The 12,966-nt window shown below is 68.4% G+C and carries 14 protein-coding genes; 7 read left to right on the top strand and 7 right to left on the bottom strand.

Translation table 11 applies throughout. The annotated features are described in order from the left end of the window. Nucleotides 1-738: HNH endonuclease (locus tag FPP74_RS12300; RefSeq protein WP_186439434.1), on the top strand; the 738-nt coding region annotated here is incomplete at its 5' end. A gap of 18 nt (nucleotides 739-756) precedes the next feature. On the opposite strand, the gene FPP74_RS10270 is transcribed toward FPP74_RS12300, so the two are convergent. The 6 genes from FPP74_RS10270 to FPP74_RS10245 all read right to left on the bottom strand — a co-directional run bounded on the left by FPP74_RS10270 (nucleotide 757) and on the right by FPP74_RS10245 (nucleotide 6,536). Beyond that, nucleotides 757-981 carry a hypothetical protein gene (locus tag FPP74_RS10270; protein ID WP_095279029.1) on the bottom strand — a complete coding sequence of 75 codons (225 nt, stop codon included), beginning with the start codon at nucleotides 979-981 and terminating at the stop codon, nucleotides 757-759. Between the two features lies 1 nt (nucleotide 982). Next, nucleotides 983-1,804, bottom strand: a complete 822-nt coding sequence (locus tag FPP74_RS10265) for a carbohydrate ABC transporter permease (RefSeq protein ID WP_095537137.1) — start codon at nucleotides 1,802-1,804, stop codon at nucleotides 983-985. Further along, nucleotides 1,801-2,784, bottom strand: coding sequence for a carbohydrate ABC transporter permease (locus FPP74_RS10260; protein WP_144718335.1), 984 nt, complete (start codon nucleotides 2,782-2,784; stop codon nucleotides 1,801-1,803). Before FPP74_RS10260 ends, FPP74_RS10265 begins: the two co-directional genes overlap by 4 nt. 87 nt (nucleotides 2,785-2,871) lie before the next feature. Next, nucleotides 2,872-4,140, bottom strand: coding sequence for an ABC transporter substrate-binding protein (locus FPP74_RS10255; protein ID WP_144718334.1), 1,269 nt, complete (start codon nucleotides 4,138-4,140; stop codon nucleotides 2,872-2,874). A 103-nt stretch (nucleotides 4,141-4,243) separates the two neighbouring features. Beyond that, nucleotides 4,244-4,918: a TIGR03089 family protein gene (locus FPP74_RS10250; RefSeq protein ID WP_144718332.1), complete on the bottom strand. Its 675-nt coding sequence runs from the start codon at nucleotides 4,916-4,918 to the stop codon at nucleotides 4,244-4,246. A 19-nt stretch (nucleotides 4,919-4,937) separates the two neighbouring features. Beyond that, nucleotides 4,938-6,536 (bottom strand): LCP family protein, encoded by a 1,599-nt coding sequence (locus FPP74_RS10245; protein WP_144718330.1) that lies wholly within the window; start codon nucleotides 6,534-6,536, stop codon nucleotides 4,938-4,940. 99 nt (nucleotides 6,537-6,635) lie between these two features. Here FPP74_RS10245 and FPP74_RS10240 point away from each other — a divergent pair, with 99 nt between their 5' ends. From FPP74_RS10240 to FPP74_RS10230, 3 genes are all read left to right on the top strand, one after another. After that, complete coding sequence (locus tag FPP74_RS10240; protein WP_255456130.1) at nucleotides 6,636-7,571, top strand: glycosyltransferase family 2 protein; 936 nt, start codon at nucleotides 6,636-6,638, stop codon at nucleotides 7,569-7,571. A 6-nt stretch (nucleotides 7,572-7,577) separates the two neighbouring features. Continuing rightward, entirely contained in the window at nucleotides 7,578-8,672 is a 1,095-nt protein-coding gene (locus tag FPP74_RS10235; RefSeq protein ID WP_095546071.1) for a sugar phosphate nucleotidyltransferase, read from the top strand. 385 nt (nucleotides 8,673-9,057) lie between these two features. Further along, the gene (locus tag FPP74_RS10230; protein WP_095279042.1) at nucleotides 9,058-9,306 is read left to right on the top strand and encodes a WhiB family transcriptional regulator; all 249 of its coding nucleotides are present in this window, start codon (nucleotides 9,058-9,060) and stop codon (nucleotides 9,304-9,306) included. Nucleotides 9,307-9,333: 27 nt separating this feature from the next. Here the strand turns inward: FPP74_RS10230 and FPP74_RS10225 are convergent, their stop codons facing one another. After that, nucleotides 9,334-9,834 (bottom strand): metallopeptidase family protein, encoded by a 501-nt coding sequence (locus tag FPP74_RS10225; RefSeq protein ID WP_095536406.1) that lies wholly within the window; start codon nucleotides 9,832-9,834, stop codon nucleotides 9,334-9,336. Nucleotides 9,835-9,928: 94 nt separating this feature from the next. Here FPP74_RS10225 and FPP74_RS10220 point away from each other — a divergent pair, with 94 nt between their 5' ends. The 3 genes from FPP74_RS10220 to FPP74_RS10210 are packed head-to-tail and all read left to right on the top strand — an operon-like array spanning nucleotide 9,929 to nucleotide 12,957. Further along, a complete protein-coding gene (locus tag FPP74_RS10220; RefSeq protein WP_144718326.1) occupies nucleotides 9,929-10,513 on the top strand; it encodes a DUF3499 domain-containing protein in 585 nt (194 codons plus the stop codon). 30 nt (nucleotides 10,514-10,543) lie between these two features. Then, complete coding sequence (locus tag FPP74_RS10215; RefSeq protein WP_144718324.1) at nucleotides 10,544-11,914, top strand: phosphomannomutase/phosphoglucomutase; 1,371 nt, start codon at nucleotides 10,544-10,546, stop codon at nucleotides 11,912-11,914. A gap of 35 nt (nucleotides 11,915-11,949) precedes the next feature. Continuing rightward, complete coding sequence (locus FPP74_RS10210) at nucleotides 11,950-12,957, top strand: hypothetical protein (RefSeq protein WP_144718322.1); 1,008 nt, start codon at nucleotides 11,950-11,952, stop codon at nucleotides 12,955-12,957. The last annotated feature ends 9 nt before the right edge of the window (nucleotides 12,958-12,966 follow it).

The raw sequence follows: 12,966 nt of genomic DNA, 5'->3' as shown, positions 1-12,966 counted from the left end.
AAGAAACTCGCCCCGCCTACTCCGCGGGCGCCGAAAGCAAGCATCACCTACCACGACAAGGGACTGTCCACCCTGCACGTCACGGGGCGCACCAGCGACGTGCTCGCCGCCTACCACGCAGCACGCCTTGACCCGGCAGCGTGGCTGACCGGTGATGCCACCACCCGTGTGGCCGCACCTGCGATCACCACGGTGCTCAACATGGACATCGGCAACTTCGCCGCCTGGCGCACCCACCCCAACAACGCCGCCGAGATCCAAGTCCAGCTAACCAACGGCGAGTGGCTTGACGGTGCCGAGTTGGTCAACCGGAAGCTCGACAAGGCGGGCTATATCGCGTTGATCTCGCCGACTGACGGGCCGGTCAACCTGTATGCGACCACCCTTGCTGGTGATGACCCTGCCAACCCGAGGCGGGCGACCCGGGAGCTGCGGCTGTTAATGAGTGCGGACGGGCCGACGTGCGCCTGGGCGGATTGCCACCAGCCGGCGGATGTCTCCGAGGCACACCATCTCACCGAGTGGGCCAGCGGGGGTGGGACGGAGATTGGGAACCTGTGTTGGTTATGTACGTATCATAATCGGCAAAACGGCAGGCCAGGACGCGGCAGGATGCACCGGCACCGCGGGCGCGTCACCTGGCAGAGCCCGAGTGGGTATCGAATACCCGGCGGGGTCGACCACGCCGACCCCGACAGACGCGAACAACGCCTCGCCCACACCCCAGCAACCACGTAGCGCCAGCACCCCTGGCGCCTATTGGGGTGTCTGGGTGTCGTCGTCAAGCGCTGAGCTGCGCCACGCCAGCCAGCGGCGAACGAGCCACCACTCGGCGAGCGCGAGCGCGCCGGCGAGCAGGCCGGGCCAGATCGCGGGCTGGTCGCGAAACACGTTGACCAGCCCTTGCACGAGGGCGAGGAGGGCGAAGAAGCCGACGAACCCGACGATCGCCTGCCACATCAGGTCTGTGCGCTGGTCCATGCTAACCCTTCACGCCGCCGGCGGTCAGGCCTGCGACGATGCGCCGCTGGAAGATCAGCACCATGATGATCAGCGGCACGGTCACCAGCGACCCCGCCGCCATGATCGCCGCGTACGGGTACTCGAACGCGCTCGGCCCGGAGAAGCGCGCGATCGCCACCGTCACCGGCTCCGTCGAGGTGTTGGACAGCTGCCTGGCCAGCATGAACTCGTTCCAGGTTGTGATGAACGCGATGATGGCGGTGGTGAAGATCGCGGGCGTGGCCAGCGGCAGCAGCACGAGGCGGAAGGCCTGGCCGCGGGTTGCGCCGTCGACACGCGCTGCCTCCTCGAGCTCCCAGGGCAGCTGCTGGAAGAACGAGATGAGCGTGTACACGGTCAGCGGCAGCGCGAACGAGATGTTGGGGATGATCATCGCGCGGTAGGTGCCGATCCACCCGAGGTCGCCAAACAGCTGGAACAGCGGCGTGACCAGCGCGATCCCCGGGAACATCGACGCGGCGAGGATGATGCCGGTGACGATGCCCTTGCCGGGGAAGTCGAGGCGCGCGAGCGCGTACGCGGTGAACACACCGACGAGCACGGCGAGCGCGGTGGTAGTCAGCGAGATGAGCAGCGAGTTGCCGATCGCCCCGAGGAAGTCGTTGCCCTTGTCGGTGGCGAGCGCGTCGCGGAAGTTGTCCAGCGTCACGTGCGTCGGCCACGGTGTGGTGTCGAAGGTGTGCGCTTGGTCGCGCAGCGCGGTCACGAGCATCCAGTAGAAGGGAGCGAGCCCCCAGAACATGATGAAGATGACGCCTGCGTAGTGCCAGAACTTTTTCATCGCGTGCCTTTCATGCTTTTCGACGCCTGCCTGCCACCCACATCAGCGCCCAGGAACCGGATCATGACGAATGCGACGGCGAAGATGAGCAGGAAGATGAGCGTGGACAGGGCGGAGGCGCTGTTGAAGTTGCCTTGGCGCATGTCCTCGACCACGAGCTGGGAGATCGTGGCGGTGGGGGAGTTGGAGGACCCGGAGATCATGATCACGGGCAGGTCGTACATGCGCAGCGCGTCGAGCGTGCGGAACAGGATGGCGACCATGAGCGCGGGGCGCACCAGCGGCAGGGTGATGCGGGTGAAGGTTTGGAGGGACGACGCGCCGTCGACACGCGCTGCCTCGTAGACGTCTCGCGGGATCATCTGGAGGCCGGCGAGGATGAGCAGCGCCATGAATGGGGTGGTCTTCCACACGTCGGCGATGATGACGGCGAAGCGGGCGGCCCACGGGTCGGTGGTCCAGGCGATGCTGTGGCCGAGCAGCGAGTTGACGATGCCGCTGGGCGCGAACATGAACTGCCACAGCTTCGCCGTCACGGCGGTGGGGATGGCCCACGGGATGAGCACGGCGGCGCGGATGAGGGAGCGGACGCGCGACGGGTGGTTCATCACGAGCGCCATGCCGATGCCCAGCACCGTCTCAAGCGCGACCGTCACGACGGTGAAGAAGAGGGTCACGCTTACCGACGGCCAGAAGTCGGTCGCCAGCACACCCGCCGGACACGCGCCGACCTCGCCGGATGCGGTCATGCACCGGTTGGTCAGCCAGTACAGGTAGTGCTCGACGCCCGCGAAGCCGCCCTCGGTGAACAGGCCGGTGGCGGGGTCGAGGTGTTTGTCGGACTGGAACGAGAGCCAGATGGCGCGCACGATCGGGTAGCCGATCACGACGGCCAGCACGGCGAGCGCCGGGGCGACGAGCGCGGCGGCCTTGCCGGCGTCGCTGCGGTGCCTTCGCCGTTTGGGGGAAGCGGTTGTCATACACCACACTCCATTTCTTTTGGTGCGTAAACGGGCAAAACGCCCGCGACCGAAGTGTAAACGGTGGCGGGCGTGATGCGTGGGCTATTAGGAGGCCTGCTGGATGGCGCTGGCCATGTCCTTCGTCGCGTCGTCAACGCTCTTGCCGGAGGTCAGCGCGGCGTACGCGTTGTCCTGGATGGCCTTGGAGATCGCCGGGTAGAACGGGGAGACCGGGCGCGGCTTCGCGTTCTCCAGGGACTCCTTGAGCGCCGGCAGGTACGGGTGCTCCTTGACCAGCTCGGCGTCGTCGTAGATGGAGGCCAGCACCGGCGGGAAGGAGTTCTCGGCGAGCGAGAGCTGGTTTTCCTCGCTGATGATGAACTGGATGAAGTCCAGCGCGGTCGCCTTGTGCTTCGAGTTCACGTTGATGCCGTTGTTGTAGCCGCCGAGTGTGGACACGCCGACGCCGTCCTTGCCCACCAGCGGCTGGACCTCGAAGTTCAGGCCCGCCTCCGCGGCGTTGGCGTACATGTACGGCCAGTTGATGGCAAAGGCGGTCTTGCCCTCGGTGAACGCCAGGTTGGTTTCCTCCTCCGTTGCGGCGGTGGAGGACTGGGCGATGGTGCCGTCCGCGTAGGCGTCGACAAGCGCCTGGAGCCCCGCCTTGGCCTCGTCGGACTCAACGGTGGGCTGGCCGGAATCGTCGAGGACCTCGCCGCCCCAGCCGTTGATGAAGCCGAGGGAGTTGACGGTCAGGCCCTCGTACTGCTTGAGCTGGGTGGTGAGGCAGTCGGTGTCGCCCTCGAGGGCGGCGCAGGCGCTGCGGATGTCCTCGAAAGTGTCCGGCGCTTCCTCGATCACGTCAGCGTTGCGGAACAGGAGCTGGCCGTTGGTGTTCTGCGGCAGGGCGACGAGCTTGTCGCCGTAGGTCGCGGACTCGACGGTGGCCGGCAGCAGCCCGGAGGTGTCGACGGCGAAGTCGCCCTCGAGCGGCTGGAGCCACTGGTTCGCGGCGAAGTCGGCGGTCCACACGACGTCGAGCGCCATGACGTCGTAGTCGTCGCCGCCCGCCTGGAGGGACTGCACGAGGGTGTCGCGCTGGTCGTCGGCCTCGCCGGCGAGCTCGGAGAGCGTGACCTTTTCGTCGGGGTGCTCGGCGTTCCACTTGTCGATGATCGGAATCAGCTTGTCCGTGTCATTGCGCCCCATGGCGAAGGTGATGGGGCCGCGCTCGTTGCCCTCGGCTGCGGCGCCGCTCGCGCCCCCGGAGGCCTCGGAGTCGGATTCGCTGTTGGAGCAGGCGGTGAGTCCGGTGGCGGCGAGCGCGATTGCGCAGAGCGCTGCGCCGGTCTTGCGGGTGGCGGTGAGCTTCATACCAATACCTTTCGTATTCGCTGGTCCCTCACAATGTATTCCGCCGGTGCCCGTTTCCGCACAAAATTTCTGGTTTTTGCCCACCAACGGGGGTGCGCGCGGGCTATCGCTTATCGACGCCCAACCGCCGCCCCACCTTCTCAATCTCCATAATTTCCTGCTGCCTGTCTGTGGAGATGAGCCCTGTCGCGGCGACGACGGACCCGCCCGCGGCGAGCGGCGCGAGCACGTACTGCTCGAACTCCGCCGCGGAGGTCCACGCCGGGACCCAGTACCGCTCCGGCCCCAATTCGGGGGTGGACCACGCGGCGAGGTCGGCCGACGCGCCGAAGTACTGGTCGCCGTAGAAGCGCACGGTGGGGCCGAAGTCGATGGTGCCCGTGGGGAGCTCACCGCCCGCTTCGACGACGCCGCGCCCGAAGGGGTCGTCCGACACCACGACGCAGTCCGGAACGTGCGCCCACCGCGCCGCATCATCGACGCCCACGAACACCACCTCCGGCGCCCCGCAGTCCCACGGCCCGATGTGCGGGACGCGCGACGAGTTGTAGGCGCCCAGCGCGATCACTGCGGACTGCCACGAGGCGGGGAGGTCGATGCGGATGGCGCCGGAGGCCGGCGGGAGCTCGAACTCCTCGTCGAGCATGTTGGCGACCTTGTTCGCCCAGTTGTCCAGCGTTTGGGCGGAGAACTCCATGCGGGTGCCGCGCGCTTCGTCGTAGACGGTCAGCCGCGGGCTTGCAGGGTCAGTACGCAAGAGGGGGGTGAGCATGCTCATGCCCGCCCATCATAGGTTGCTAGTTCACGCAGCGGGGGCCGTTACCGCCCGCCGTAATCTCCGGGCCGGTCTCGGCGGCGCCGAAGTCCTCGCCCGGGGTGCCGACGGGCGCTTCAGACGGGACCTCCTCGCGCTCCTCGGGGCTGAGCATCGCCGGTCCCGCGTAGTCGGCGGCGATGACCACGATGAGGCTGCCCGGTTCGACGTTCGCGTTAGCGGTCACGGGCACGTTGCCAAGGCGCTCGGCGAGCTGGTTGGCGGCCGGGTCCGCCGGATCCGCGGTGACGATTTGGCTTTCCCAGTACACGCCGTCCATAGCGTTGGAGACGTCGGCGACGTTCATCCCCTCGTCGGTGAGGTAGTCGCCCACCGCGCCCGCCTGCCCGGTGCCGGCGCCAGCGTTGAGCACGTAAAGACTGTAGTTCTCAAAGCCCTCGGCGGTGCCCGCGCTTTCCGACGCCGCCGAGTCCTCTCCGGTGCCATCATCCTGCGCTTCGTCCTGCGGCTCCACGACCGTCTCCATGAACCTGTGCACCTGCGGCGGGTCGACCGTGATAATGGATTCGCCGTAGTCGCCGACGCCGTTCACCGAGGTCACTGGGATGGTGGTGAAGGTGACGTTGCCGCCGCCCAGGCCGGACATCTGCTGCGCGAAGCGGACCACGTCCCAGCCGCGGTCCAGCGTGACGGAGCGCTCCGCCGCGTTGGACAGGTCGCGCAGCTTCGACGGGTTGGTCAGCGTGCCGGCGGAGAGGATGCGCTGGACCAGCGACGCCATGTACGCCTGCTGGCGCACGATGCGGTCCAGGTCGCCGCGCGGCAGGTCGTGGCGCTGGCGGACGAACGAGAGCGCCTGGGTGCCGTCGAGGGTTTGCTCGCCGGCGGGGAAGTTCGCGCCGGACAGCGGCTCGTTCACCGGGGCGTTGAGGCACACGTCGACGCCCCCCACGGCGTCGGTGAGCAGGACGAAGCCGAGCAGGCCGACCTGCGCGAAGTGGTCGACCTCGACGCCGGTGAGGTCGGCGACGGCGTCGATAAGCCCCTCCTGGCCCGCGCGGGCGACTTGCTGCTCGAGCTCGGGGCCTTCCGCCTCGCCGTCGTCAAGCAGCTCCTCACGCTTCGCGCCCGCGTGCGCGCCGTAGACGCCGTTGATCTTCATGTTGCCGTAGTCGTCGGTGTGCACGTAGGTGTCGCGCGGGATGGAGACGGCGGTGGCGCGGGAGCCGTCCTCGGGGACGCGGATGACCATCATCGTGTCCGTATTAATCTCGCCGTCGGCCTCGCCCGCGTTGAGGCGCGCGAGCTCGTCGGGGGACAGCGGGTTGCCCTGGGCGTCGGTGCGCGAATCGGAGCCGACGAGCAGGATGTCGACGGCGCCGTCAAGCGCCTCGTTGTCGTCGTTACGCTGCTTCTTCCCGATGTTCAGTTCAGAGGCGCTGAGCTGGCTGTCCAGCTTGCCCACGGTGAAGTAGCCGACCCCGGAGACGACGAGCGCGGCCGCGGAGCACGCGGCGAGGATCCCCTTCACCACCGGGTGGCCCGATTGCTTCAGGTCCCTCGTGCGGGAAGGGGCCGGCTGGATGTCGCGGGCGCGCCTAGGGTTGTCGTTCACGGCCATGCATTATACGACATGCCTCCGCCGGATCCGCGTTTTCGGTGCGCCTCGCCGTGCGCCGTGCGCGGAATCCGGCGCGCCAGTGGGTATGCTGAGCGCATTGTGAGAAACGACGATCGACTCAACGGCGGCCCCGACGCGCAGCCCGCGCTGGCGGTCATCACCGTGACCTATTCGCCGGGCGACCACCTGGCGGCGCTGGTCGCCTCCCTCGAGCGCGCGACCTCCCGCAGGGTGCGCTTGGTGTGCGCCGACAACGGGTCGACGGACGGCGCGCCGCAGGCGGCGGCCCGCGCGCACGAGCACGTGGAATTCTTCCCTACCGGCGGCAACATCGGCTACGGCGCCGCGATCAACGCGGCGGTGCGCCACCTGCAGCCGCTGCGCGCTTCCGGTGAGATCGACCCCGATGCCTTTCTTATTGTGAACCCCGACGTGGAGTTCCGCCCTGGCAGCCTCGACGAGCTGCTGCGCTGCCTCGACGGGGCGCCGCGCGCCGGTGCGGTCGGCCCGCGCATCGAGGAGGCCGACGGCTCCGCGTACCCCAGCGCCAGGCGCGTGCCCGGCCTCACCGTGGGCATCGGGCACGCCTTGCTTTACGACGTCTGGCCAACGAACCCCTTCACCACCGTCTATAAGGCGGGCTCCGCGATGGACGTGCAACGCGAAGCGGGCTGGCTCTCGGGCGCGTGCCTGCTCGTGCGCTGGGAGGCGTTCGCGGCGATCGGCGGCTTTGACGAGCGCTACTTCATGTACCTCGAGGACATTGACCTGGGCGATCGGTTGACGCGCGCTGGGTGGCTGAATGTGTACTGCCCGTCGTCGATAATCCTGCACGATCAAGGCCACGTCGCGGACAAGTTCTCGCTGGTGACGGTGCCGGCGCACCACGCGTCGGCGTACCGGTTCCAGCGCGACAGGCACCCGGCCTGGTGGCAGGCGCCGGTGCGATGGGCGCTGTGGGCGGGGCTGAAGCTGCGCAGCGTGATGCAGACCCGGGCGAAGGCGAACGCCACACGACATACGGAAGCGAAGTGAGAAGAGATGGTTGAAAACGTTGTTGCGCATCCGGAGCGAACGGATGCGGTGATCCTCGTTGGCGGTCGCGGCACGCGCCTGCGCCCGCTGACCGTGGGGACGCCGAAGCCGATGCTGCCCACGGCGGGGCACCCGTTCCTGAGCCACCTGCTCGCCCGCATTAAGGAAGCCGGGATGCACCACGTGGTGCTGGGCACCTCCTACAAGGCCGAGGTGTTTGAGGAGTACTTCGGCGACGGCTCGGACTTCGGGCTGGAGATCGAGTACGTCGTGGAGGAAGAGGCGCTTGGCACGGGCGGCGCGATCCGTAACGTCGCCGACAAGCTGCGCTACGACAACGCGATGGTGTTCAACGGCGACGTCCTCTCCGGCGCGGACTTGAGCGCAATCCTGGGCACGCACGTCGAGCACGACGCGGACGTGACGCTGCACCTGGTGCGCGTGCCTGACCCGCGCGCGTTCGGCTCGGTGCCCACGGACAAAGACGGCAACGTGCAGGCGTTCCTGGAGAAGACGGAGGATCCGCCGACGGACCAGATCAACGCCGGCTGCTACGTGTTCAAGCGCAGCGTGATCGAGCAGATCCCGGCGGGCCGCGTGGTCTCCGTGGAGCGCGAGACTTTCCCGGGCCTGCTGGAGTCGGGCGCGAAGGTGGTCGGCCACGTCGATTCCTCGTACTGGCGCGACATGGGCCGCCCGCACGACTTTGTCGAGGGGTCCTCCGACGTGGTGCGCGGCATCGCGTACTCGCCGCTGCTGGCGGGCAAGACGGGTGAGTCGTTTGTAGACGAGTCCGCGGGCGTGTCCGGCGGCGTGATTCTCATCGGCGGCACCGCGGTCGGCCGGGGCAGCGTGATCGGCGCGGGGTCGCGTGTCGACGCCTCCGTGATCTTCGACGGCGTCACCATCGAGCCGGGCGCGGTCGTGCGCAACTCCATCATCGCGTCGGGCGCGCGGATCGGCGCGAACGCGCGGATCTCCGACTGCGTGATCGGCGAGGGCGTGGAGATCGGCGCGCGCTGCGAGCTCCAGGCCGGGATGCGCATCTGGCCGGGCGTGAGCATCCCGGACTCGGGCGTGCGCTTCTCGCCGGACGCGTAACGACACGCCAAAACCGCGAACTAGTTCCCAGATTTCGGCACCCCCACTACATCTAGTACCCCCGCCTTTTACCCCCTCCGGGCGGGGCGTGTGACGCATGTGATTTATGTGGCGAATGACGTGGGAAACGCGCCGGACGCGTGAAGTAATCACTGATTTATGTTGCGGCTATTTAGGGCTTCGGTGTGTAATCGTTTTCGTAATCACATCGACGTGAGTCGTCCGTGGAGACCCGCCCGCAGGCACTGGCCGTAGTGTCCGAAGCGGCGGGGGCTTCACGTGGCAAGCGAGTAGAACAAAAGCAACAACGGAAGGAGGGGGAAGCGTGGAAGACTCGGCGAATCAGGCGAATAGCGCCCACCTCCGCGGCGCGGTCGCGGGTGGCATGACCCTCGAGGAGTTGTTTGGCGCTGTCGAGAAGGAATGGCAGGACCAAGCGCTGTGCGCGCAAACCGATCCGGACGCCTTCTTCCCGGACAAGGGTGGCTCGACCCGTGAGGCGAAGCGGATCTGCAAGGCGTGCGCCGTGCGCGACGAGTGCCTCGAGTACGCGCTGGAGCACGACGAGCGCTTCGGCATTTGGGGCGGTCTTTCGGACCGCGAGCGTCGCCGTCTGAAGAAGCAGATCGGCTAAGGGGCGCAAGCAAGCACCCGCCCCTGGCTACCAGGGGAATGTGTCGTCAATGTCGCGCGGATCCAGGTTGAGGTACTGCGCGACCAGAGCAGTCAGGATCCAGGTGAGGAGCTCCGACTGCTCCTCAGCTGTGCGCGCACGCTTTTCGACGGGACGCCGAAACACCACCAGGCGCGCCCGGGTCGGACGGCCGTTGCGGTCCACACCCGCAGGGAGGACGCGGCCGAGGGGGACGGGGCCGTCAGCGATGATCTCATCAGGCAGGACAGTCATGTCGGCGCGCAGGCGCATCCGCGGGATGGTGTCGACGGCGAGGTCCACCCCCGACAGTTGCACCGCGTACGCGTTGTGCAGCGGCGCGTAGGACTCGAGCACCAGCTGGTCAAACGCCGTCGAGCGGGTGCGGTAGCGCGGGACGCCGACCGGCAGCAGCGGGCCCCGCGCGCCCCGGCCGTGCCGGTCGCGCGCACTGCGCAGCTGGAGCGGCGAATCCTCCGGCGTGCCGCCAATCCGAGTGGAACCTCTCATACGGCCACATCCTAGGCCCAGCGGCGCGCGATTCCGGCGGGGCACGCCGCGTCGCACTTCACAAACCTCAAGCCGGGGTTTAGACTTGTGCGCCGTGAGTGTATTCCGTCGTTGCTGTCGCCCGGGCTGTGGCCGCCCCGCCGTGGCCACCTTGATCTACGCCTACGCGGATTCCACGGCAGTGATCGGCCCGCTCGCCCCAGAGCAGGACCCGCACTCCTGGGACCTCTGCGAGCGGCATTCCGCGCACATCACCGCCCCCGTCGGCTGGGACATGGTGCGCGTCGAACAGGTGGACATCACCGAAGACCCCGCCGACCTTGAGGAGTCCGAACAGCCCGAAGCGGCTGAAGACGCCGCCCACGCCGCGTTCTTCGCCCGCAGCCTGAACACCAGCCTGGACGACCTCGATGAGTCCGAGCTGACGGCGCTCGCGGAGGCAGTGCGCGAGGCGGGGGAGGCCGGCCGCGTGACCACCGGCCTGGTGGACACCTCCGCCGACCCCATCGAGTACTCGGCCTCCCACGACTTCAACGACCCCGCCACCTCCAACCACCCGGTACACCGCACGAAGCGGATCGAGGCGCACCTGGCGGCGCACAAGGCGCAGCGGCGCGCGCACCTGCGCGTGGTCCCGGACCCTACTGATAACGCCGACAAGGACTCCGGTACTGAATAGCACGGTGTAGCACGGCGCTAGACTGGCGCCATGGCAATTGCACACACTGAAGCAACGTTAAAGAACGTCATCAAGGCGTACGACGTGCGCGGCGTGGTCGGCGAGACCATCGACGCCGACTTTGTCCGCACCGTCGGCGCGGCGTTCGCCCACATCCTGCGCGGCGAGGGCGAGACCCGCATCGCCGTGGGCTACGACATGCGCCCCTCCTCGCCCGAGCTCGCCGGCGCCTTCGCGGAGGGCGCGACCTCCCAGGGGCTCGACGTGGTTGCGCTGGGCCTGACCAGCACCGACGAGCTCTACTTCGCCGGCGGCACGCTCAAGTGCGCCGGCGCGATGTTCACCGCCTCGCACAACCCGGCCAAGTACAACGGCATCAAGTTGTGCCGCGCCGGTGCAACCCCGGTGTCCACCGATACCGGCCTGGGCGAGATCGGGCGGATGGTGCTCGAGGGTGTGCCCGCCGCGGACGCGGCCACGGGCACCGTGACCGAGAAGGACATCCTGGCCGACTACGCGACGTTCCTGCGCGACCTGGTCCCGGTGCCCACCGACCGCAAGCTCGTCGTGGCCGTCGACGCCGCGAACGGCATGGCGGGCCTTACCGTGCCCGCCGTGCTGGACGACATGGACGTGCGCCCGCTCTACTTCGAGCTCGACGGCACGTTCCCCAACCACGAGGCGAACCCGCTGGACCCGAAGAACCTGGTGGACCTGCAGAAGTTCACGGTGGAGCAGGGCGCGGACATCGGCCTGGCCTTCGACGGCGACGCGGACCGTTGCTTTGTGGTGGACGAGCGTGGGGGGCCGGTGAGCGCGTCGTCGATTAGCGCTTTGATCGCGCACCGCACGCTGGCGCAGCACCCGGGTGCGACGATCATCCACAACCTGATCACCTCGCAGGCGGTGCCAGAAATCATCGCTGAGCAGGGCGGCGAGGCCGTGCGCACGCGCGTCGGACACTCCTACATCAAGGCGGAGATGGCGCGCACGGGAGCGCGCTTCGGCGGCGAGCACTCCGCGCACTACTACTTTGCCGACTTCTTCAACGCCGACTCCGGCCTGGTCGCCGCACTGCACGTGCTCGCCGCACTGGCCGAGCAGGACGCGCCGCTGAGCGAGCTCATGGCCGAGTACAACCGCTACGCCGCCTCCGGCGAGATCAACTCCGAGGTGGCCGACCAGGAGGCGACCACCCAGCGCGTGCTCGACGCGTTTGCGGATCGCACCGAGAAGCTCGATCGCCTCGACGGCGTCACCGTGTGGCTCAAGGGCACGAAGGCGTGGTTCAACGTGCGCGCGTCTAACACCGAGCCGCTGCTGCGCCTGAACGTTGAGGCGGAGACGGAGCAGGAAGTCCAGGAATTGGTCGAGGAGATCCTGGGAATCATCCGCGCCTAGACCCGCGCGCGCCGGCGCTGCGTAAGATCGCGGTCATGAGCGACTACTACGAGGGCACCGGCGATTACGACCGCGAGACCGTCCGCTTCTTCGACATCGCCCACGAGGGGGCGCAGGTCAGGGCTATTATCGACGCCCTGCCGTCCCTCGCCAACCTCCGCGGGATGCAACCCCGCAGCGTGGTCGTGGTGGCGACCGACCAGGTCGCGCGCGCCGCCTCACGCGCCGTGGCGCAGGTGCGCGCACCGCTCCCGCTGCCGGTGGTGGTGACGGACACGCTGCCCGGCTACGTCGGCGCGCTTGACGTCGTGGTCATAGTGGGAGACGCCGCGGCGCGCGAGCGCGACGTGCGCGCCCTGCTCACAGCGGCGCAGCGCGGCGCGGAAACGGTGCTGGCGGGGCCAGCCCGCGGCCCGATCGTTGACGAGGCGCCCACATCAACCGTCGTCGTCCCGGCCCTGCCCACCACGATGGGCCCGTCGCCGGCCCGCACCATCGCCGTGCTGTCGGCGGTGCTCGACGCGCTCGACCCCCGCGCGGCGGCCGAGGCGCTGGCAGAGCGGTTCCGCATGCTCGCGGACGAACTGGACGCCGAGCTCACCGCCGTGTCCCCGGAACGCGCCGAGGACGTCAACGCCGCCCGCCAGCTGCGCGCCTTTGCCCGCGACGCGCGCGTCGTGCACTCCGGCACTACCCGCCACGGCCTCGCGATCGCGGAGCTCGTGGCCACCCTGTGGTCCTGCCGTGGCCTGGCGAGCGGCTTCGTCGACGCCGACGAGCTCCCGCAGGCCCTCGAGCTCGCCCGCGGCGGTGCACCCGCCCCGGCCGACGACATCTTCCACGATCCATTCCTTGACGGCCCCGTGGAGCTGGTACCCTTAAAGGTCGTTCTTTGGGCGCAACCGGACGCGCACGCCCCGGTCGCGCCCAACACCCGCGCTGAGACGGTCGCGTCGCAGCACCTGGGCGAGTCCGTCACGGTGCTGCGGCTACTGGCGCGCGCGTACGCCGTGACTGCGCTCGACGACCCCAGCGACGGGTAGCCCACACCC

The organism is Corynebacterium sp. NML180780, assembly GCF_007786415.1.
Lineage (GTDB): Bacteria > Actinomycetota > Actinomycetes > Mycobacteriales > Mycobacteriaceae > Corynebacterium > Corynebacterium gottingense.
The sequence above is the reverse complement of the archived record's forward strand: the minus strand, read 5'-3'. Positions and strand labels throughout refer to the sequence as shown.